This window comes from Actinomyces sp. oral taxon 181 (genome assembly GCF_018370895.1).
Taxonomy (GTDB): domain Bacteria; phylum Actinomycetota; class Actinomycetes; order Actinomycetales; family Actinomycetaceae; genus Pauljensenia.
The window spans coordinates 36,675-58,358 of record NZ_JAGYZL010000003.1; the positions used below are offsets into that span (position 1 = coordinate 36,675).

At 55.2% G+C, this 21,684-nt stretch carries 21 protein-coding genes; 1 reads left to right on the top strand and 20 read right to left on the bottom strand.

Annotated elements, in window-relative coordinates; genetic code table 11:
• Position 1 precedes the first annotated feature (1 nt).
• The 20 genes from dprA to KHW85_RS02155 form a co-directional block, all read right to left on the bottom strand.
• Entirely contained in the window at positions 2-1,159 is a 1,158-nt protein-coding gene (dprA, locus tag KHW85_RS02060) for a DNA-processing protein DprA (protein WP_291458607.1), read from the bottom strand.
• A complete protein-coding gene (locus KHW85_RS02065; protein WP_291458608.1) occupies positions 1,146-2,711 on the bottom strand; it encodes a YifB family Mg chelatase-like AAA ATPase in 1,566 nt (521 codons plus the stop codon). The genes dprA and KHW85_RS02065 overlap by 14 nt, the downstream gene beginning before the upstream one ends.
• Positions 2,708-3,112: a YraN family protein gene (locus KHW85_RS02070; RefSeq protein ID WP_291458609.1), complete on the bottom strand. Its 405-nt coding sequence runs from the start codon at positions 3,110-3,112 to the stop codon at positions 2,708-2,710. Before KHW85_RS02070 ends, KHW85_RS02065 begins: the two co-directional genes overlap by 4 nt.
• Positions 3,113-3,302: 190 nt before the next feature.
• Positions 3,303-3,602: a DUF2469 domain-containing protein gene (locus tag KHW85_RS02075; RefSeq protein WP_009748064.1), complete on the bottom strand. Its 300-nt coding sequence runs from the start codon at positions 3,600-3,602 to the stop codon at positions 3,303-3,305.
• A gap of 48 nt (positions 3,603-3,650) precedes the next feature.
• On the bottom strand, positions 3,651-4,376 hold the full coding sequence (locus KHW85_RS02080; RefSeq protein WP_291458610.1) for a ribonuclease HII: 726 nt from the start codon (positions 4,374-4,376) through the stop codon (positions 3,651-3,653).
• Positions 4,373-5,089 carry a signal peptidase I gene (gene lepB / locus KHW85_RS02085; protein ID WP_291458711.1) on the bottom strand — a complete coding sequence of 239 codons (717 nt, stop codon included), beginning with the start codon at positions 5,087-5,089 and terminating at the stop codon, positions 4,373-4,375. The genes KHW85_RS02080 and lepB overlap by 4 nt, the downstream gene beginning before the upstream one ends.
• Before the next feature lie 130 nt (positions 5,090-5,219).
• A complete protein-coding gene (gene rplS, locus KHW85_RS02090) occupies positions 5,220-5,576 on the bottom strand; it encodes a 50S ribosomal protein L19 (RefSeq protein ID WP_019127080.1) in 357 nt (118 codons plus the stop codon).
• A 198-nt stretch (positions 5,577-5,774) separates the two neighbouring features.
• The gene (trmD, locus tag KHW85_RS02095) at positions 5,775-7,100 is read right to left on the bottom strand and encodes a tRNA (guanosine(37)-N1)-methyltransferase TrmD (RefSeq protein WP_291458611.1); all 1,326 of its coding nucleotides are present in this window, start codon (positions 7,098-7,100) and stop codon (positions 5,775-5,777) included.
• 14 nt (positions 7,101-7,114) lie between these two features.
• Positions 7,115-7,621, bottom strand: coding sequence for a ribosome maturation factor RimM (rimM, locus tag KHW85_RS02100; protein ID WP_178706233.1), 507 nt, complete (start codon positions 7,619-7,621; stop codon positions 7,115-7,117).
• Positions 7,622-7,696: 75 nt separating this feature from the next.
• Positions 7,697-7,936: an RNA-binding protein gene (locus tag KHW85_RS02105; RefSeq protein ID WP_019127083.1), complete on the bottom strand. Its 240-nt coding sequence runs from the start codon at positions 7,934-7,936 to the stop codon at positions 7,697-7,699.
• Between the two features lie 2 nt (positions 7,937-7,938).
• A complete protein-coding gene (gene rpsP, locus KHW85_RS02110) occupies positions 7,939-8,424 on the bottom strand; it encodes a 30S ribosomal protein S16 (RefSeq protein WP_019127084.1) in 486 nt (161 codons plus the stop codon).
• Between the two features lie 201 nt (positions 8,425-8,625).
• Positions 8,626-9,732: an amidohydrolase family protein gene (locus KHW85_RS02115; RefSeq protein ID WP_178706231.1), complete on the bottom strand. Its 1,107-nt coding sequence runs from the start codon at positions 9,730-9,732 to the stop codon at positions 8,626-8,628.
• Positions 9,732-11,336 (bottom strand): signal recognition particle protein, encoded by a 1,605-nt coding sequence (gene ffh / locus KHW85_RS02120; RefSeq protein ID WP_178706229.1) that lies wholly within the window; start codon positions 11,334-11,336, stop codon positions 9,732-9,734. Before ffh ends, KHW85_RS02115 begins: the two co-directional genes overlap by 1 nt.
• A gap of 58 nt (positions 11,337-11,394) precedes the next feature.
• On the bottom strand, positions 11,395-12,675 hold the full coding sequence (ftsY, locus tag KHW85_RS02125; protein ID WP_291458612.1) for a signal recognition particle-docking protein FtsY: 1,281 nt from the start codon (positions 12,673-12,675) through the stop codon (positions 11,395-11,397).
• Positions 12,676-12,703: 28 nt separating this feature from the next.
• A complete protein-coding gene (locus KHW85_RS02130) occupies positions 12,704-13,060 on the bottom strand; it encodes a hypothetical protein (RefSeq protein WP_178706222.1) in 357 nt (118 codons plus the stop codon).
• Between the two features lie 56 nt (positions 13,061-13,116).
• Entirely contained in the window at positions 13,117-16,653 is a 3,537-nt protein-coding gene (smc, locus tag KHW85_RS02135; RefSeq protein ID WP_291458613.1) for a chromosome segregation protein SMC, read from the bottom strand.
• Between the two features lie 45 nt (positions 16,654-16,698).
• Entirely contained in the window at positions 16,699-17,451 is a 753-nt protein-coding gene (dhaM, locus tag KHW85_RS02140; protein ID WP_009748050.1) for a dihydroxyacetone kinase phosphoryl donor subunit DhaM, read from the bottom strand.
• A 9-nt stretch (positions 17,452-17,460) separates the two neighbouring features.
• On the bottom strand, positions 17,461-18,102 hold the full coding sequence (dhaL, locus tag KHW85_RS02145) for a dihydroxyacetone kinase subunit DhaL (RefSeq protein WP_291458614.1): 642 nt from the start codon (positions 18,100-18,102) through the stop codon (positions 17,461-17,463).
• On the bottom strand, positions 18,102-19,007 hold the full coding sequence (locus tag KHW85_RS02150) for a dihydroxyacetone kinase subunit DhaK (protein ID WP_291458615.1): 906 nt from the start codon (positions 19,005-19,007) through the stop codon (positions 18,102-18,104). Before KHW85_RS02150 ends, dhaL begins: the two co-directional genes overlap by 1 nt.
• A gap of 91 nt (positions 19,008-19,098) precedes the next feature.
• Positions 19,099-20,799, bottom strand: coding sequence for a folylpolyglutamate synthase/dihydrofolate synthase family protein (locus KHW85_RS02155; RefSeq protein WP_291458616.1), 1,701 nt, complete (start codon positions 20,797-20,799; stop codon positions 19,099-19,101).
• 293 nt (positions 20,800-21,092) lie between these two features.
• On the opposite strand from KHW85_RS02155, the gene KHW85_RS02160 reads away from it, so the two are divergent.
• Entirely contained in the window at positions 21,093-21,656 is a 564-nt protein-coding gene (locus tag KHW85_RS02160; protein ID WP_291458617.1) for a hypothetical protein, read from the top strand.
• The last annotated feature ends 28 nt before the right edge of the window (positions 21,657-21,684 follow it).

The window sequence follows — 21,684 nt, forward strand, 5'->3', positions numbered from 1 at the left end:
TTTAGCGATGCGGGGTTTTACTTCGGTGCCAGCCGCGCTCATCGTTTGCGACATAACCTTCTAATTGAAGCCGAACAAGCGCAATCTTCACGCTTTCCTCATCCAGACCAGCAGCAACTGCCGCTCTTTCAATCGTCATTGAACGCCTCTGCGGAAGCGCCTCAAATACTCTGCGCATCAGCGGTTCGAGCGCATCGATCCCATCATCGGGAGTTGTTGGGTCCCCAAATAGTGGCATCTGGTTTTCTTCAGGAAGCTTCTCCCCGATCATGTCGATGACATCTGCCCAGTCACGAACGATTATCCCGCCATTACGTAACAGTTCATGGACGCCTCGTGAGGCCTCAGCATAGACCGAACCGGGAACACCGCCAACGGGGGTCCCCATCTCAAGTGCCCAACGCGCAGTTGCTAGTGCACCCGAGCGCAGCGAAGCCTCGACGACGACAACCCCAGCGGCAGCGGCAGCGATCAGGCGGTTCCTTCCTAAGAAGCGCCACTTAGCGGGCCGGAAAGTGCAGGGGACTTCGGATACTAATGCCCCTCCACACCTGAGAATCGCACGAAAAAGGTCGCTATTACTGGCTGGGTAGAGGTTTCCTAACCCGCCAGCCATGTAGGCGCAGGTCTGGCCTCGGACATTCACGCTTCCCTGGTGCACCGCGGTATCTATTCCTATTGCTCCGCCCGAGATTGTCCCATAACCATGATGAGACAGCTCCGAAGCCAGTTCACTAGCTACTTCGTTTCCATAGTGCGATGAGGCTCGAGCACCAACGATTGCAATAGAAGGAGACTTTGGCATCTCACCGATGACCCAGAGTATTCGAGGCTGCCCCTCCCCTAGTTTTTCAAACCCACGTGGCCAGTCAGGATCACTCGGAAGAACAAGACGCCCACCGATTTTATTCAAGATCTCCAATTCAACGTGTGGATTCGCAGCCAAAGCGCGCGGTCGCCAGCGCTTCCAGCAGGAACGAAATACTTCTTCCTCATTTCTCAAGCACTGAGGGATTACGGGCGCCGGAGCTAAAATCCAGGATTTTGCTTCTTCGTCTCCCAAACGCTGTCGTAAAAGATCAAGATGCATATCCGATGGTTCGCTCACGCTATTCCACCAGATTTCGTCGAGTAGTTCAGGTGTCTCATCCGATGCCATAGTTCTCCCCTCCTTGCCTGAGCTGGAGAGCAGCAGAGAACTCATCCAGTCCAATCGAGTTTTTTCCCGAATAATCTGCGCAGGTCCACATAAGTCGCAGTAAGCGATCCGCTCCCCTCATTGAGAGCCGTCCTCGATCAACTGAGCGGTCAATCATGCTCAGGATGTGATCCGAAGGTGGGTGAAGCGATCGAATCCACGAGCCCGCGACATCCCGATTCAGTCGCCATTGAGTATCTTTAAGCCGATGAGCAGCTCGTTCACGTGCTTCGCAGACCTTGTCTTTAAGTGAATGCGAGGTGAAGTGAGATGCACAAGCAAGATCCGCCTGGCTGGGAACACGCATTGACAGTGTGATGTCGATGCGATCAATCAGAGGTCCCGAAAGACGTGCCAGGTAACGCCTCCTTTGGATGGAAGAGCAGGAACACGAACGGATTCGTCCACCCAGGTGCCCACACGGACAGGGATTTGTTGCCATCACCAATTGGAAAGAAGCCGGGTAACGCGCCGTATGGCCTGAACGTTGGATACGCACCCACCCTGACTCCAGTGGTTGTCGAAGAGAATCCAGAACTGCCGGCGCAAATTCTGTCGCTTCATCAAGAAACAGAATTCCTGCATGTGCCAATGAAGCGGCACCTGGGCGGATGAGACCGCTGCCTCCACCGACCATTGCAGGGATCGACATGGAGTGATGCGGGGCTTGAAATGGTGGTTCTGTCAGCAATTCTCCGCTACTCAAGTCCCCGGCGATCGAATGAATAGCGCTAGCGGTTAAGGCATCGCTTTGCTCGAGTTCTGGAAGGATTGAAGGGAGTCTGGAAGCCATCATCGTCTTCCCGCTTCCAGGTTCTCCGATCATCATGAGATGATGGCCACCCGAGGCCGCGATGGCGACAGCCTCGATTGCGCAGTTGTGCCCACGTACTTGAGAAAAGTCTCCTGCTCCCACACTTCGCATTTCTTCTTCCGCGGTGTTTTTAAGCACCGATTCTTGAGCGGCTACCCCAAGCACTGGCGCTCGTTTTGCTTGCCCACCAAATGCCTGGACGAAGTCCGCGAGGTGGGCGAATGCGCACACTTCTATCCCTGGAACGAGAAGGGCTTCGTTTCGCGCCTCAAGAGGAACGAATACTCGGGTAATACCCGATCGTCGCGCCGAAATTACCGCGGGTAGAATCCCCGGAAGAGTATGCAGACTACCATCCAAAGCAAGTTCACCGATGAATACTTCACCTGCAACTCCTGCGCTTCGGATCTTAGAAGTCGCCAGAAGTATCGAGGCGGCGATGGAGAAATCAAATCCGGAGCCCGATTTTGGTAGCCCAGCGGGAGAAAGTCCGACCGTCACGTGTCGGTCGAGAACTTCCAACTCACAAGCTTGGAGCGCTGAGCGAACACGATCGCGCGATTCTCTTAAGGATGCATCCGGAAGCCCGACTAGAGTGAAATTCACTAACCCACGGCCCACGTGCGTTTCAACATCGACGATATTTCCATCTAGGCCAACCAGAGCGATTGCGCGAGTGCGCGCAAGCGAAGAAGTCATGCGATCCCCCTGAACCATTCGATCTTCGGGGGATATCGCAAGAAATCTGCAGTTCCGCCTTCTCGCAGTTCTTGTCCGCAGGCTCTAGACACCGTCAACGCGATAATGTCGATACGCAGTTTTGAGAAGAGCCTGCGCTGGCGAGCCCACTGGGCCGCAAGCCGGCGGAGTTTCAGTACCTTCCGTGTATCAATTGATTCGAGTGCGCTGCCGTAGGAGCTACCGACGCGAGTGCGAACCTCGACAACGACTGCGGTATTTCCTTCGCGAGCAAGAATGTCGAGCTCTCCGCGGTTTGAGTCGCGCCAATTCCGTTCAAGAACTTCTAGCCCTTGTTCTTCAATGAAACGACAAGCATAGTCTTCCCCCGCTTGACCGAGGTATTTTCTGTAGTCCAACACAGCTCCTTCCCGCTGAAGGAAGGATGACAAAACAGAGATTACAGGGAAGTGCTCACATGAAATTCTGTGGAAAACACCGATGAGGCGTCAGCCCTGTGGACAATACGCCCACCGAGACAACGAGATGCGCAACAGACAATGAAGCACGCATCGGATGACCCGACACGTGCTTTCCTCGAGCAACACCAACTTAAGCGAGAGGTAGCTCAGGCTTATTGAGTTCCTCAACGTTGACATCCTTGTAGGTAACGACGCGCACTGAGTGCACGAATCGTGAGGAACGGTAAATATCCCAGACCCATGCATCGGTCAGGGTCAATTCAAAAAAGATATCCCCGCCAACGGGACGAGCCTGCACATCGACGTGGTTACACAGATAGAAGCGACGCTCAGTTTCGACGACATACTTGAACAAACCAATGACATCGCGATATTCGCGAAACAGTTCAAGTTCGAGGTTGTTTTCATACGATTCGATATCGCCAGCCATGATCGCCTCCTGTGTTGCTCCCAGTATCTTAGAGCGCGACCGAGTAATTCAGCTTTCGACACCCGGAAGCCGCCATGAGCGCCGGTGAAGCTCCGAGGGCCCCAAACGCTTCAAAGCATCGACATGCGCGGCCGAAGAATAGCCTTTGTTCGATGCCCACCCATATCCCGGGTCTTCGTATTCTTCCATCATGCGATCGCGAAAAACTTTCGCGGCAACTGAAGCAGCAGACACCGTCGCACACGATGCATCCGCCTTAACACGAGTAAAAACCTTTGGCGTAGAGACTGCGGGATAAAGCGGACCATCAAGATCATCAAAAAGATCCGGAGAATCGCTGAGCCAATCGTGACTTCCATCCAAAATGACAAGATCTGCTTGAAAACCACGATCGGATGCGGCCTTCAAAGCACGCCGTCCGGCAAGTCGAAGCGCAGCGATAATTCCAAAACGATCGATCTCATCATTGCTTGCCTGACCAATTTGGATACAGGGACTCCACTGAAAAACGGGCTCGAATAAAGCCTCGCGGGCGCGAAGAGTGAGCATCTTCGAATCAGCAAGCCCCGGAAGAACTGGAATCCCGGGAGGAGGAGCGAAAGCCAAGCCAACGCATACCGGACCGGCAAGAGATCCGCGTCCAACCTCGTCCATGCCGGCGACCACACCGAAACTACCTTGGAGCTCTTCTTCCCACTCACGGGTGGGAGTAATTTTCGACGAGCGCCTCGGTGTTTCTCCGCGGCTTGAGGAAGTCTGCTGATATGCGTTCATTTGGTATCGGGTACATCAGCGAAGACTGAGCGATCCCCCAACCAACTGAGGCGTTTGCTCGGCCAAATTACTGCGAAAGCACGCCCGACTACTGCACTTTCAGGCACGTATGGGGTTTGTCCATTCCCCATGTGATAACGAGAATCCGCAGAATTTGAACGATTATCTCCCATAACCCACAGAGAGCCTTTAGGAACAGTGATGTCGAAAGTTATTGCCGAGGCCGCACCCTGGTTGGCAATGTAGGGCTCGGTGATCGTGACGCCATTGACCTGAAGCTTGCCATCTGCTGTACAACAAGTCACGTGATCACCGCCTAGACCGATCACTCGCTTCACTAAGGTTTGTTCTCCACCTGCCGGAAGCAATCCGGTAAATTCAGCCACTTTTCGCAACGGCGAAGAGGTATCTGTTTTGCTCTTGGCAAGCCATCCCAACGTGTCGTCAAAAACGACAACGTCTCCGCGCTTGATGTCTCCCGTAAAGTGGGAAACTCGAGATACAGCGATGCGGTCTTTTTCAACCAGAGTATTACGCATCGATGCAGAAGGGATCCAAAAGACCTGCACAATGAAGGCGCGTAGAAGCGAGGAGATCACCAAGGCAGAGACGACAATAACGGCAAGCTCACGCAGCCAATTAAAGGGGTTCTTCCGTGCCCGGCGTTCTTCGCGCTCAATGTCCTTAATCGAAGGGCCGTGAGCAACCGGCATTCGGACGGCTCTCCCACGTGCACCTGATCGACTCATAAACAGATCCCTTTCCTATGTCTACCGTAAATTCTCACACGTATGCGAAAACCCGGCATCCTTAAGGATACCGGGCTTATATCGCGAGCGAGTGTCACTCGGCAGATCCGGAGCGGTGCTCCTTGATCTTTGCGGCCTTACCGTGGCGCTCACGCAGGTAGTAGAGCTTTGCGCGGCGCACGTCACCCTTGGTCACGACCTCGATCTTGTCGATCGTGGGGGCGTGCAGGGGGAAGGTACGCTCAACACCGACACCGAAGGAAACCTTGCGGACGGTGAAAGTTTCGGAAACACCGTGGCCACGGCGTGCGATAACAACGCCCTGGAAAACCTGGATACGTGAGCGGTTACCTTCGATAACCTTCACGTGAACCTTAACGGTATCGCCTGCACGGAAAGCAGGGATGTCTTCGCGCAGCGATGCTGCATCGACGGCGTCCAGCTTTTGCATTTTCACTCCTTGACGCTTCTGCCGCAGGTCAGTCACGTCTTTTCGGCAGGTCAAGCCTGCGTTTCTTCATGTATCTGCATGATCCGGCGGCCCCCCGCGGCAGGATACGCCACACACAGACCGTATAATTTTGCCACAGCTCAGGTACTAAAGAACACCCCGAAAGCCCAGAAGTGTGAGCACCAAGCGGTGATTTCGCTAACTCTCCATGGGACGAATCATGACGACGTCGGTGGCCTCAGTATTGGCACTCAAACGGAAATGACGCCTTCCTGCCTTTTTAAAACCATGCTTGCGATAAAAACGTTGTGCGCGTTCGTTATAGATGTGTGTTCCTAAAACGATTTGGCTTGCGCCTTCTTCTCTGGCACTACGAATCGTGTGCTCCAGAATCGCACCAGCAATACCAGTTCCGTGAGCCTCTTCGCGCACATAGCACTTTGAAAGATAGGCAGCATGATCATCCAAGGGATACTTGCCATTTCCACGCGGCATTTCTTTCGGGCTATGCAAGAAAATCAAGGTGTAGGCAAGCAGCTGGCCTTCACTGTCTGCAAGGAAACAGCGCGCGTTGGGATCAGCAAGATATTCCTCAAAAACCTGAGGATTCAACCCATCAGAAATAAAAGCCTGGACATCTTCCTCAGGAATAAAGTCCGGAGGTGCCATGGGGAAAGTAAGGCTCGCAAGCTCACTGATGCGCTCGGCCTCGTCAGGGCGCGCAGCACGAATCTCAACGGGTGCAACGCGATCCTCACGCATCAGCACACCGTTTTCCGCCAGAATTTCCCTGTCCCGAGTACTCAGCTGATCAGCTGAAGAGTGCGCTATACGGGCAACGATATCCGGACGTCGTTGCGCTGTTCGCTCAAGACTGCGATCTAAACGCCAACGATCGATCTTTGCGTGATCCCCGGACATCAATACATCGGGAACCTGGTGCCCGCGCCATTCTTGTGGCTTCGTGTAAACCGGGTATTCCAAGAGACCAATACCGCTGTGGGATTCTTCAACCAGAGAATCGGGGTTCCCAATCACTCCGTCAATCAATCGACCAACAGCTTCAACCAGGACCAAGGCTGCCACTTCCCCACCGTTGAGGACGTAATCCCCGATGGAGAATTCTTCAACGACGACACCTCGGTTACGGTAGTGATCAGCAACGCGCTGATCAATGCCCTCGTATCGTCCGCAGGCGACGATGATTCGGTCGAAATGTGAAAGTTCCTCAGCTTTTCGCTGGTTAAAGGGGATTCCGGAGGGGGTGGGGATTGCTAGAACGCACTTTCCCGGCTCTGTTCCGATGACGGTGTCCAGCGCCTCCCCCCAGACATCAGGCCTCATGACCATACCCGCACCCCCACCATACGGGGTGTCATCAACCGTTCGATGACGATCATGAGTCCATGAACGCAGGTCATGGACTCGAATGTCCAGCTGACCGCTTTGACGGGCCTTCCCCATGAGAGAGAGGTCAAGAGCGGCAAAGTACTGCGGGAAAATGCTCAGCAGATCGATACGCATAGGCTTTCTCTTCCTCAGCGGGCCTCAATGGCTTGATCATCAAAAAGCCCGGGGAGCGGCTCGATCGTCACAGTACCGTTTGGGATGTCAACCCTGGGAACAAGTTGATGGACGAAGGGAACCATGACAGTGCCTGCGGAGGTCTTCACTAAGAGGAGATCCTGAGCGGCACCCATTTGAAGCCCTTGAACCACGCCCAATTCGTTCCCTTGAGGATCAAGTGCGCGCAGCCCCTTGAGCTGGTGCGGATACCACGCATCTTCTTCTTCCCTCTCGTCGACAAGCAGACGAGCGCCGCGCAGTACTTCGGCGTCCTCGCGGCTTGAAACCTCATCAAAAAGGGCGATGACACGATCTTTTTGCTGACGAATTGAAGAAAGCGTGAGCGTGGGGAACTCCGTATTCGAGGTCGAGAAGCTTTCTCCAGGGGTAAAAAGCTGCGGATCGTCGCTTCGAATATCCACAATGACTTCCCCACGCAGTCCGTGTGCGGGTCCGATCTGTGCTGCCGTCATGAGCATGGGATGAATCCTTTTCGGGGGTATGCCAAACGGGGACCTGTTTAAGTCAGGTCCCCGTTTGAGATCACTAAGTTGTCACTCGCGGTCGGTGTCAACGACATCAACGCGGACATTTCCCCGGGGAGAAAGCGCGTTCATTACCGTGCGCAGCGCACGGGCCGTACGACCTCCGCGGCCGATGACACGCCCCAGATCCTCAGGGTTCACACGAACCTCAAGCATCTGCCCACGACGCATATTGCGAGAAGAAACCCGCACGTCCTCGGGGTGATCAACGATTCCGCTGACCAGGTGTTCGAGTGCATCAGCAAGCATGATCAGGCTTCCTCGCCGGCTTCTTCAGCCTTGGGCTCTTCTGCAGCTTCTTCAGCGGCAGCAGCCTGTGCGGCTTCCTCTTCAGCCTTGCGAGCAGCTTCTTCCTCAGCCTTCTTGGCGGAGGCGTCTGCCTTGCGCTTCTCAGCAGCGGCTTCGGCGTCCTTGATCGCCTGAGCAGCAGCGGCTGCCTTGTCGGCATCTGCGTACTGCACGCGGGACACTGCGTCTGCCTTGCCATTGAAGCGAGCGATGTCACCGGTCAGGACCAGCAGGTTACGAACCTGGTCCGAAGGCTGTGCGCCAACGCCGAGCCAGTACTGAACGCGGTCAGACTTGATCTCGATGGTCGAGGGGTTCGGGGTCGGATCATACAGACCGACCTCTTCGATGACGCGTCCGTCACGCTTCTTGCGCGAGTCAACGACAACGACACGGTAAACGGGTGCATGGATCTTGCCCATGCGCTTCAAACGAATGCGAACTGCCACTGTTGTGGTCACTCCTGTTTCAAATCGGTGTGGAATAGACATACGTCAGGTAGGGAAACACAGACGATGATTATCCCGGGACGCGACGAACTCAGATGAGAGGGCTCTTCGCACGTCGAGTACAGCGATTAATTATGCCAGTTTTAGCTGGTCTTTCCAAGCCAATCGGCGCCAGACTAAGCCAATTCACGGTGGTCTTGGTCACCGCTTACGCGAAGACGTCGACGAAAGCGCGACAAGCTCTCCACCTCGGCACACCCAAAGGGGTGCAAGAAGCGCATCAATATCGTCGGGACAAGCTGAGTATCCGACAAGATCAGCGCTTCCTCCAACGAGGCCTTCACCAATTCCCAGATAGCGGCGCGTTTCCAGCGTTGCCCTTTGAAGAATTTCACGAGGCCTCAATCCAAGTTCACCCCAGGCACGCAGTTCCGCAAGAATACTTCCGGGTTGTTGGTAGCCGCCCGTATCACTTGCAGGCAAGACCGTAATTCCAGAGTCGAAGAGCTCTTGAGCTTGCTCGTATCTGCGTTGCCACAGCGTGTTCATTGTCGCTGAATATCTGGGATATTTACGTGCCGCCTGCTCAGAAAATTCCTTGAACAATTCGCGCTGAAGCATGGTGACAGATACCGCGATCCCGCGTTTTTTCGCTTCGCAGATCTGATCTTTATCCATGCCACTAGCATGTTCAATATCATCAACGCCTGCTTCAATGAGGTCATCAATGACGCGCGAGGAAAAGGCATGAACCGCCACACGACCTCCCGCCTCGTGGACTCCGGCGACGGCATCGATAAGAATTTCGCGGGGCCACAGAGGCTCAAGATCGGCCTGTGCTCCCCCGCTACGGTCAATCCAGTCACCAACGATCTTCACCCACCCGTCACCGCGGGCACACTCTTCACACGCAATATCTGGTAGCTCACGAACATCGCTGACCTCACGCGCAAGACCTCGGATATACCTCATTGGCCTTGCGATATGACGACCGCACCGAATGAGAGTTGGATATCGGGACTCACCATTCACCCACGAAGTGTCGACGGGAGATCCACAATCGCGTAGAAGAGTCACCCCCGCATGAAGCATGGCATCAAGTTGCTCACGCTGTTGAGTGCGGCCAAGAGACGTCGCAGCTGCACCGACACCGATATGACAGTGGACATCTGCGAAAGCGGGTGCAGCCCACCCACTGAGAACTTGCGAATAGGTAGGAATCTCATCGACGGGCGAGATTACTGGAGTTAAATTCCACTGACCACTGACCCATCCTGAATCAGTAAAAAGATGCCCGTCGAAATACATCAGCCTCGGCCGAGCATACGCCGGATATCTTCGGGAAGGTCATCCAAGGTTGGGCGCGGAGCATTGGGGGCCTGCGCGGGTGTTTCAGTGACACCAAATGCGGATCCCGCCGGGGATGAAGGACGCTGCTCACGAGGAAGCATCGCCTCCAATTCCTGCTGACGACGCTTCGCCGGGTTACCACTTCGCGCCTTCTTCGCAACACGTGCGCGCTGAGCGCGGTCCTTACGCGCCTGGGCCTTTTGCTTCGCCTTACCGCCGCTACCGGGCATCGAACCAAATCCGGGCATTCCTCCCGGACCCATCTGACCCATCTGCCCCATCATGGTCTTTGCGGCCTCAAAACGCTTGACCAGGTTATTGACCTCAGCGACCGTCACGCCCGAACCACGAGCGATGCGCGAGCGACGAGAGCCATTGAGAATCGAAACATCGGCACGCTCAGCGGGAGTCATTGAACGGACAATCGCTTCGACGCGATTGACTTCGCGCTCATCGAAGTTCTCAAGCTGATCGCGCATCTGAGCCATTCCGGGAATCATGCCCAGAACCTTCTTCATTGACCCAAGCTTGCGGACCTGCTGAAGCTGGCTAAGGAAGTCATCAAGCGTGAGCTCACCAGACATGGCCTTCTTGGCCATCTTCTCAGCTTCTTCTGCATCCAAGCGCTTTTCGGCTTGCTCGATGAGCGTCATGATATCGCCCATATCGAGGATCCGAGATGCCATACGGTCGGCATGGAAACGCTCGAAGTCGTCCAAACCTTCACCCGTCGAGGCAAAGAGGATCGGAGCCCCCGTTACGCCGCGCACGGAAAGGGCGGCACCGCCTCGGGAGTCACCATCGAGCTTGGAAAGCACGACACCGGTGAAACCAACACCGTCACGGAATGCGGTCGCGGTATTGACCGCATCCTGACCGATCATAGCGTCAAGGACAAACATGACTTCGTGCGGATTGACGGCCTGGCGAATAGCAATCGCCTGATCCATCATCTCTTGATCGACACCCAAACGGCCCGCGGTATCGACAATCACAACATCGATGCCGTGAGTGATCGCATAGTCCAAACCGGAACGCGCCACCTGAACCGGATCACCAACACCGTTACCCGGCTCGGGGGCCCACACCTGAACGCCCGCGCGCTCACCGACAATTTGAAGCTGGCCGACAGCATTGGGACGCTGAAGGTCAGAGGCGACAAGCAGGACGCTCTTTCCCTCTTCACGCAGCCACTTACCAAGCTTTCCGGCCAAAGTCGTCTTACCGGCACCCTGCAGACCCGCGAGCATGAAAACTGTCGGGCCTCGCTGAGCAAAATGCAGCTCTCGGGTTTCGCCACCCAGGATCTCAACAAGTTCATCATGAACAATACGGACAACCTGCTGGCCGGGGTTAAGCGCGCGGGAACGAGCCGCTCCATACGCCTTCTCGCGAACCTGAGTGGTGAACTGACGAACGACAGGAAGAGCAACGTCAGCATCGATCAGGGCACGACGAATCTCGCTAATAGTCTGATCGACATCAGATTCCGTCAAAACTCCGCGCGAACGGAGCCTCTTAAAAGACGCGGTCAAACGATCAGAAAGATCCGAGAAAGCCACTGTGACTACTCCTCACGAGCACAATTTCTAAATAACTAAATGTTAAGAGTAGTGGGTTTTAGCCCACGATTGCATCAACAAAGGACTGCGGATCAAAGGGGGCAAGGTCGTCCGGCCCTTCTCCAAGTCCCACAAACTTGACGGGGACACCCAATGCTCGCTGGACTGAAACAACAATTCCGCCCTTAGCTGAGCCATCCAGCTTGGACAGCACAATACCTGTTACCCCAGCGACCTCAGCAAAAACTTCGGCCTGTCGAAGACCGTTTTGACCGGTCGTCGCGTCCAGAACCAGAAGGACTTCGCTGACTGGTGCACGCTTTTCCATCACGCGCTTGACCTTACCCAGCTCGTCCATGAGCGCAGACTTTGTTTGAAGTCGGCCCGCGGTATCGACCATGACGACATCACAGCCCCGTCGAATACCTTCTTCAACCGATTCAAATGCAACGGATGCCGGGTCAGCACCTTCACGATCAGAACGGACAACATCAACGCCGACACGACTTCCCCAAGTCTCAAGCTGTTCAGCGGCAGCAGCGCGGAAAGTATCCGCCGCCCCCAGCAGAACCTCGTGTCCTTCGGCGCGGAAAATACGTGCCATTTTTCCAGTGGTTGTCGTCTTACCAGTTCCGTTCACGCCAACCATCAAGATAGTCGCGGGGACTTGAACGCCGTCAACATCTCGAACCGCTAAGTTCACAGAGCGATCCATATTGGGATCAACAAGCTTGAGCAGTTCTTCGCGCAAAAGAGCTCGCACAACCTGTGGATCTGAAGTGTTCTCAACCTTCACTCGCGTGCGAAGGGCTTCCATCAACTCATCGGTTGCCTCCAAGCCCAAATCTGCGACCAGAAGAGAATCTTCCATCTCTTCCCAATCCGCAGCGGATAGATCGCCGCGAGAGAGCAAAGAAAGAAGGGATTTACCCAAAGCTCCCGAACGCGCCAAGCGTGCACGAAGACGTCCCATTCGTGAAGGAATGGATTCGGGGACCTCAACAGAAGCGGTTCCCGGGCGTGCCTCTTCAATTCCCGAGGCCGGGGTTTCCTCCTGCAAAGACACGTGCTCGCCATGAGGGGCAGCAGCCTCGGAGTGGTCAGCGGTTTGCGCTGTAGGACCATCTCGGGAACGCTGCGCGCCTTCGGCTTCACTTTCCTGAGCTTGCGGAAGCGAAGCCTCTACGACAACGGAGGTCGATGGGGGCACTTCACTGTGTGTGCGTGACGACTTGAGCGAACGCACAACAAACGAAACAACCGCGACAAGAACGACAATGACGCCCGCCAAAATGATGGGGGCCACGGGGTTATGAATAAAGTCCATGACAGCCTGCATAGGTCAATCTTCCCTTAGTGCGCTTCTCTTATGCATCTTTCGAGGTATCGACCTCAGTTGGGGCGGGCTTCGCGTGTGCCCCACGCCTGGTAGCGATATCTTCAATGCGCTCAGTCATTGCTTCAACGGCTTCAAAACCTGGAAGGCCATCGGCCACCATGTACCCACGAGAGCCCTTTGAGGACTCAAGGACAGCGTTCATGTTCTCTTCACGAACACTAATGTGCGGAATCTGGGTGGGGATCTCTTGCCCGGACTGATTGCGCAGATGATCTCTCCACTGATCAGCACTTCGCCGGTGCAATGCAAAACCTAAAATGACGGCCGAGGCGATGGCAAGCATGACGATCATCGTGACGATGTAGACCGCAATTCCTTCAATCATGCCTTAACTTTCCCATCCCACACGCGACTGTGCCAAGTGGACACGATTTATTCGTTTCAATCATTGAGGCGCTGAGAAACCACACGCGTCACGCCATCTCTCATCGTCACACCATAGAGTGCATCCGCAATCTCCATCGTACGTTTTTGGTGAGTGATGACAATCAGCTGCGAAGTCGCGCGAAGTTCTTTAAATATTTCCAGCAGACGCGACAAATTGATGTCGTCCAAAGCCGCTTCAACCTCATCCATCACGTAGAAGGGAGAAGGACGAGCTTTAAAGATTGCAACCAAGAATGCCAAAGCTGCCAGAGAGCGCTCTCCACCCGAAAGCAAAGAGAGCCGTTTAACTTTCTTCCCAGCAGGTCGCGCCTCAATCTCGATCCCCGTATCAAGCATGGAATCAGGATCGGTCAAAACCAGACGTCCCTCTCCCCCGGGGAAAAGAACACTAAAAACATGCTCAAAGTGGCGCGCGGTGTCCGCCCATGCTTCCTCAAATGCTTCCTGGACCAAGCGATCAACATCGTCGATGATTGTCAACAGATCAGACTTAGATTTCTTTAGATCCTGTACCTGGGCAACTAAAAACTCATGGCGTTTGGCAAGTGCTGCATGTTCTTCCAAGGCCAGCGGATTGACGCGTCCAAGTTTTTCAAGCTCTTTCAGTGCTTGATCAAGGGTACGAACCTGCTCTTCACGAACATAGGGTCGAGCAGGGATATCAGCATCGTCTACTGCCTCGACATCTGATTCTGCGGATTCTTCACTCAAAACAGGAACAAGATTGTGCGGACCGTAGTGCTCAATCAGTTCATCGCCTTCTAAAGAGAGCTCCTCCATGGCACGCGTCTCTAATTGTTCAACCCGCATCCGCAATTCGGCACGCAGAATCTCAGCTTGCTGCGAGGCTAAAGTAAGCTGCGAGATCTGCGAGCGAACGTCATCAAGTTCTCGACGTACGGCAGTCAGTTTCTCCGAATCAGCCTTTCGTGATTCTTCAATCGCATCACGGCGCGCTTTTGCTGAGGCAACCGCGCTCTGAGCGCGAGCATAACCTTTCTGCGCTTCCTCCAAGACTCCTTGAGCGCGTGACAGTTCACGCCGACGGCGTTCCTCCCGCCGCTGATAAGCAATGCGTTCTTCACGACTTCGTGCGGCGGCTTGGCGAAGATTTCGCGCTCTGGACGCGGCGCCTCGTGACTCTTCTTCTACAGCTCGTAAAGCCAAGCGCGCCTGGGTTTCTTCGTCGCGGGCTGCACGTGCGGCTGCCGCGCACTCTTCGGCGTGACGGCTAGCGGTCTCAAGATCAACATCGGGTGCCTCGATGGCTGCGTTTTTCAGCCGTTCCTGTGCATTCTCATGAGATTCGCGCGCCTGCTCCAACTGTTCTTGCGCGCGTTTGAGGGTCTCCTCGGCGCGAGTCGTCTCAGCGCGGGCAGCTCGAAGGGCACTGTGAACGCGCGCGGCTTCCTGCGCAATCTTTGCTTGACGCGCATCTTCTTCACGAAGGGTCTTCAGAGCCTGATTCGCACCGCGAACTGCCAAGTCGAGTCCGGCGTTGGCACGTGTCAGTTCTTCTTGGACACGTCGTTCTTCCTCCATAGCTGCGCTTGCTGCGCCAGCTGCTTCCTCATATTGCGCGCGAAGTGCAAGTGGTGATGCGCTTTCTTCGCCTGCAACCAACATGGATGTCCGTGAGAGAACATCTCCCCGAGTCGTGGCAACACGTTCGATTTCTGGATGTGTCAAGGCTTGGCGAGCTTGCTCCAGAGTCTCACAGACCCATGAACCCACGAGAAGAGCATCGACAAGCCCATCGAATGCTGTCGAAGTGACGAGATCCTTTGCCCATGCACCTGCAAGGCCATCAAGTTTCGGCGCTTTTTGAGAATTCGAGGCATCGTCGATGAGAAGACGCACTTGGCCCTGCGCCTTTTGACGTGCATCGGCAGCGGTCTGCCACGCATATTCTGGGGTATCGATGACCAGGGCATCGGCAAAAGGAGAAAGCAATTGGGCGATTGCGTTTTCATAGCCAGCACGGATGTGAAGTGCGCTGGGTAGGTCACCCTTCGCACCGGGAGCACTCATATACGAGGCGGTGCCGTCACTGGGAGTAAGCGTTTGGGCGAGCGCGTCGCGGCGTGCCTCCCAGCGAGCTCGTTCTGCCCGAGCATCGCGCTCTCGCACCAGAAGTTCATCGACCTTTTCGCGTGCTTCCTCTCGCTTTGCTTGCGCGATATTCAGGGCTTTCGAGGCAGTTGAATCGTTTTGGGGATCGCTTTCCGAATAGGCTTCGGCCTCGCGCGCAGCTTGAGCCTCGCGCTCTCGCGCCGCATCCAGTTGATGCGCCGCACGTTGCGCTTCCGATTGCGCAGCATCAAGACGTGATGCAGCCGAGGCCACCCCAGCACTCAGTCGTGCGCTTGCTTCGCGATAATCGGCAAGCAGACGATTTGCCTGCGCAAGGGCACGCTGGGCCTCGTCATCACGTTTTTCAGCCTCACCGCGCTGTCTTAGCGCCTGATCGACGCGTTCTGAAGCACTTTGCACGCGCTGAAGGATCTGCGCATCCTCATGGCTTGCTGCCTGCGCACGTTCGTCCAGAGAAGCTGGGTCTTCGCTTTGCGGTGCCAACTCTGGCTGAGAATGCGTCAATACTCGTTCGCGAGCAATCGTCATTGTCGCGTTGAGGCGTTCAGCGATTGCGGTGAGAGCTTGCCATTCTTCCATTGCCTGCGCGGCATGCGGATGGCGCTGCTCTTCCTCTGCTTCCAATTCACGGATACGCGCCTGTGCACGTGCTTCTTCCTCTTGAAGGGAGGTCAAGCGTTCATGCTGTGTGCCCGCGTCCTCGGAACCTCGACGAAGCTTGTCGCGAGCAATCACCAAATCATCAGCAAGCAATCGTGCCTTCGCATCACGTACCCGCGCCTGAATGATCGACGCACGCCGGGCAATCTTTGCCTGACGGGCAAGCGGACGTAATTGACGTTCAATCTCACTGGTTAAATCAAGAACACGAACCAGGTTCTGATCCATATCTGAGAGCTTTCGAAGCGCGCGCTCTTTCCGCCTGCGGTGCTTGAGCACGCCTGCTGCTTCTTCAATGAAGCCACGTCGTTCCTCAGGAGTCGAGGACAAAATCGTATCCAGTTGGCCTTGGCCGACAATGACATGCATCTGTCGGCCCATACCGGTATCCGACAGGAGCTCTTGAATATCTAAGAGCCTAGCGGGAGTTCCATTGATGGCGTATTCACTTCCACCTCCGCGAAAAAGCGTGCGCGAAATAGTGACCTCGGAATAGTCAATGGGGAGAAGACCATCTGAATTGTCAATGGTGAGATCGACTTGAGCACGCCCTAATGCGGCCCGGCCAGATGTGCCGGCGAAGATCACGTCCGCCATATTGGCACCACGAAGAGTTTTTGCCCCCTGCTCCCCCATCACCCAGGCAAGAGCATCAACGACATTAGATTTGCCGGAACCATTCGGACCGACGACACAGGTAATCCCCGGTTCAAGGCGAAGAGTCGTTGCGCTAGCGAAGGATTTGAATCCTCTCAGGGACAGGGTTTTCAGGTGCACGAGACCCAGCCTAAAGCTTCCTGGAGGTTTTCAGCGGATTATTGATCAATGCGTGCCACCCTCGAGCATATCGCGGGCAAGTTCCAGCGCTTTGTCGCAATCAGGCCCCTGAGCGCGAACATGGACGTGCTCACCATGACGTACTCCCAGGGACATAATTTCAAGAACAGACGAGGCATCGACATCGTTGATCCACACCTGGACGTCCAAGGATGCGAGTGCACGGACAAGAAGAGCGGCCGGACGTGCATGTAAGCCTGCAGGATCAGTGACAACCATATCGGCTTCGCGAAACTTCTTCGATGCATCAAGGGATGAAAGAACATTCGAATTCGCATCAAGGCTCACGCTAGTGATCTGCCCAAGTTCACTGCGCGCTCTACCCGCCATATCGATGACGCTCTGATAGGCAGCTGCAGCAACTTGACGAAGTCCCAATCCGCCTCGTGCAGCAACAGCTGCAGCAATTGTGCCCTCAACAAGTGGTGCATTGATGCACATGCAGTCTTTTGGATCGCCCCGGAGTTCAAGGACTGTCTGGGCCACCATGGTTGCCGAGCCAAGGTCACACATCAAAAGAACACCCCTGCAGCATTCTTCATCACCTGGTTTGTGAACCTGCGCCAAAGCGCGATCGAGCGCGTTTTCTACTTTGTGCATGGATGTACCCAAAGCACCAGTGTCATCTCCAGCCGCGATCTCAAAGTGAACATCGGGGGCCATCTGCGTCGCGAGGTCAACGACTCCCTTTGCCAGTTCATGGCTGTGAGAAATGATCACAAAAGAAACACGCGCCATTGGGGTGTCCTATTCTTCAGCGGCAGCGCGCGCTGCCTGCATGATGATGATTGCGGATGAAACGGCACCCGGGTCTAGATGCCCAACGGAACGTTCACCCAGGTAGGATGCGCGCCCCTTCAGAGCCTTCATTCCTTCGGTGAGGGTAGCGCCGCGCTGCGCAGCTTGGGCAGCGCGGGAGAGAACCTCATCAACAGAGGCACCTTTCTCACACGCATCGCGAGCGGCATGAGCGGCAGGAAGCCACGCGTCAAGCATGGTCTTATCCCCGGCCTCGGCATTCCCTCGGTGGGCAATACCTTCCGCAATGGCCTCGTACAGGAGGGCAATTGTTTCGCTGGCGCCGAGGTCGGGATGCTCTGCAATGGCGCGACCTCCGCGAAGGAAGCCGGTTCCATACAGTGGACCCGAGGCCCCGCCAACGTGAGCAAGCAAGGTCTTTGCGACCAGGGTGAGCCCTTCGCAGAGGGAGGCAGGAGCCTGCTGTCCAAGGAGTTGACGAACCTCAGAGAAGCCACGCGTGATATTGATGCCGTGGTCACCGTCACCGATCTGTCGGTCAAGTTCGGTCAGTCGTTCTTCATCTCGAAGCAAAGCGGTGGCACAAAGGTCCATCCATTGCTCGAGCCATTGTGTGTTGATGGTGGTCATTATTCACTCCATGAGGGGGCAAGTGTCGGAGCATCGTAAAGGCTAAGGATATCGGGATTTGCGCGCATAAGTGTGATTGACAGCCCGTCCATGTCCGCACTGGTGACGAATCGTCCAACTTTGGTGCGCGCAATACTCATACCTAGGCCTTCTGCGCGTTCATTGACGCTCAGAAGCGCGCTTTCAATGTCATTGGGGTCTGCCTGTCCAAGATCGTTGACCAAAACGATCAAAGGATCATCTCCGGGGGAAAGTTTGGAAAAGACTTCATCGACGCAGTGCTCAATCACTTCGCGGCGCTGCGAGAAGGTACGACGATCTACTCCCCTCTCGCCGTGGATCCCCACTCCCAGCTCGGCCTGTCCTGCGGGGATATCGTAAACGGGAATACCCTGCTCATATGAGGGAGCACGGAAGGCGACGCCGTAACTGACAATGGATTCGCTGATTTGCTTGGCAAGCGAGGCGAGTTCTTCGCTGGTCTGTCCCAGCCATGCTGCAGCGCCCAGAATCTTCTCATAGAGCACGGTCCCCGCAATTCCGCGAGCGCCTTGAGACACCTCTTGAGTCGCGCAATCGTCACAGACGCGAATCATTATGCATTCAAGCCCGGAAGCTGCCGCCAGCTCTGCGGCCAACTCAAAATTCATTACATCGCCGGTGTAGTTCTTCACCAATGCGACAATCGTGTTCACGCCCAGTTCGGCGGTAACTTCTTCCATCAACTGGGCAATGTCAGGTGCTGAGGGTGATGTAAAACGAGGCCCCGTCACGCAGGCATGAAGCATCCCAGGAGCAACAAATCCGGAGTCAAGGGGCTCATGTCCGCCACCGCCACCGGAAATGAACGCGAGGGCAGGGTGCGAATCTGAGCGGACGGTGATGACAACTTGCGATTCAGTCAACCGTATCCACCCCTTTGATCAGGACCTTCGCTTCATAATACCCGCGTACATCCTGAAAATACTAGGGCATTCGAGTAGAGAACTCGGGTGTTCAGGGGCGAATATCCATTAATCGCAAAACCTCGCCGGCCAATAAAACCGAACCGAAGACGACAACACCCGTCACAGGTGCACTTTCATCTCCAGATTCACCAAGGTTCACTGCGGTCGCAATTGCTTCGAGGATGTCTTCTTGAACATCCACGCGGTCGGAGCCAAAAACTTCGCGTGCGATCTGTGCAATTTCTTCTGCAGGCTTGGCGCGAGTCCCCGGCATCTGCGTGATAACGATGGAATCCAGATAGGGTTCGACCTCACCGAGAACTCCCTCGATATCCTTATCCCCCATTGCCGAGTACACGCCGACCACTCGCTCGAAGTCAAAGGCCTCGGAAATCGACTCACCCAGAGTGTGCGCGCCCGCGGGGTTGTGCGCGGCGTCAACGATAATCGTCGGCGAGTGACGCACGACCTGAAGGCGCCCCGGCGATGTGGCGCTCAGCATTCCGGCCTCGACAACCTTGGCGTCTAGCGCACGACCTCCCATGAAGGCCTCAACCGCTGCGATGGCAGCTGCCGCATTGCTTGCCTGGTAATCACCGAAGAGAGGGACAAAAACATCCTCGTAGACCGCGGCGGGCGTACGTACGGTGATCATCTGCCCACCGACTCCCAGCTGACGATCCAGGACTTCATAGTCCCTGCCTTCAAGGCGAACAATCGCATCGACCTGGGCGGCGCGCTCTTCAATGACGCGGAGAGCTTCTTCTTGTTGCTTAGCAACAATCACGATCTGTCCAGGCTTGATAATGCCTGCTTTTTCTTCCGCAATTTCACGAATTGTCGAGCCCAACCATTTTTCGTGATCGATCGCGATGGGCATGATGACGCCAACACCGGCATCGATCACATTCGTTGCGTCCCAGCGACCACCCATACCAACTTCGACGACGGCAGCATCGACGGGGTGATCAGCGAATGCCGCGAAGGCCATGACAGTAAAGACTTCGAAGAAAGACAGTTTCGTGCCGTCAGTTTCGGCGTGGGCACGGTCAACCATCTCGATGTAGGGTGCAATATCCTCCCACGTGCGAACGAATTCATCGGGAGAAATTGACTCACCTTCGATCGTGATGCGCTCACGAACATCAACCAGATGCGGCGAGGTAAAGCGACCGGTACGCACGCCAAAAGCACCCAGGAGCGCATCGATCATGCGGGTCGTGGAGGTCTTCCCATTCGTTCCGGTGATGTGGACGCTGGGGTAGCTATTTTGAGGGTCACCCAAGATGTCCAGGGTTTCGGTCACGCGATCAAGGGTCGGCTGAACCTGGTGCTCAGGAACGCGAGCGATGATCTGCTGGTAGATTTCTTCAACTCGCTCGAGGACTGCTGCTGTGTGTGCGGCATCATCAAGGGCCTCGCGATGCGCATCTTCTGCGCGGCGTTCAGCAAGCTCTTCCTCCCAGTCCTCACCCCACTGCGAGTAGTCGCCTTCGAGCTCAGCAACAATAGAAGGATCCGGACCCAAGAGCATGGAGTTCAGAGCCAAAGCCTCCAGGGCAAGATCACGTTCGCTCACTTCTTCTTGCTGATCGTCGCTGACTGATTCTTCATCATCAACGCGATCAGCTTCTTCAAGGTAGGGAATAAGATCTGCGGGAATCGTGCCGTGAAGCTGGGTGTCATCTTCCGCACGCGCTGCGCGTGTTTCCTCGTTTGGATCGTGCGTGAAGAATGATTCGCCAGCCATGAGTCCTCCTTGCTTAGCCCTCGCGCGTGGTCGGTGAGTGGTCGCGCTGGGCTTCGTTTGCCGCCTAGTGAGCTGCGCCCATTCTATCGACGAGGCCGCACAGGCGCTGCGCGCTCAGACCGCGGTTCGCTACTGGCGTTCACATTTCATTCGTCCCTCCCACACGCAAGAATTCGCCGCGCTAACTAAGGCGCTTCCGGACACATTCGAAAGAGGAACTTTTTACAGACGATGATTTAAAACATAAACTTCGACAAGGTTGGCAATTAACAGAGCAGATCGATAAGGACACCATGTCTCAATTCACTCCAAACTCCGCTTCTCCCGCTCCTCAAGGCTTTCCTGTCCCCGCAGGACAGTACCAAGCACCCCAGGCTCCACAGACGCCTAAGAAAAGAGGCAGTGCTGGAGTATGGATTGCTGTTGCTATCGTCTTAGCCATCATCTGCGGTTTCTTCTTGATGCGAGCGCTCATCCGCAGTGGTTCATCGAGCACCACGTCTGATCCATCGTCATCCGCATCAAGTTCACCGACTGCTACTTCGTCTTACCTCGACGAGGGGATCACTATTGAGATCACTACAGAAAGCCGAAAGGCTTGTTATAAAGCGGTAGACGAGTCCGGAAAGATGGATGCTATCAGCATCATCAAGACGCGCTCCGTGAGGAACCAGGGCAAAACCGAGAGCGGGGACTCGAAATATACCTATACCGCTTCCCTCACCGCTACCCCTAAGGGCGCAACGACTGAGAGCACCTATGAGGTCACCTGTTCCGTCGTTAATCCCCACGACACGAACAAATATTTTGTCGACGGAGATCCAAGCATCACTCCCGACCCGGCTTCATCCCACTGACCCTTCACGAGAAGGTTCATGATCGAGA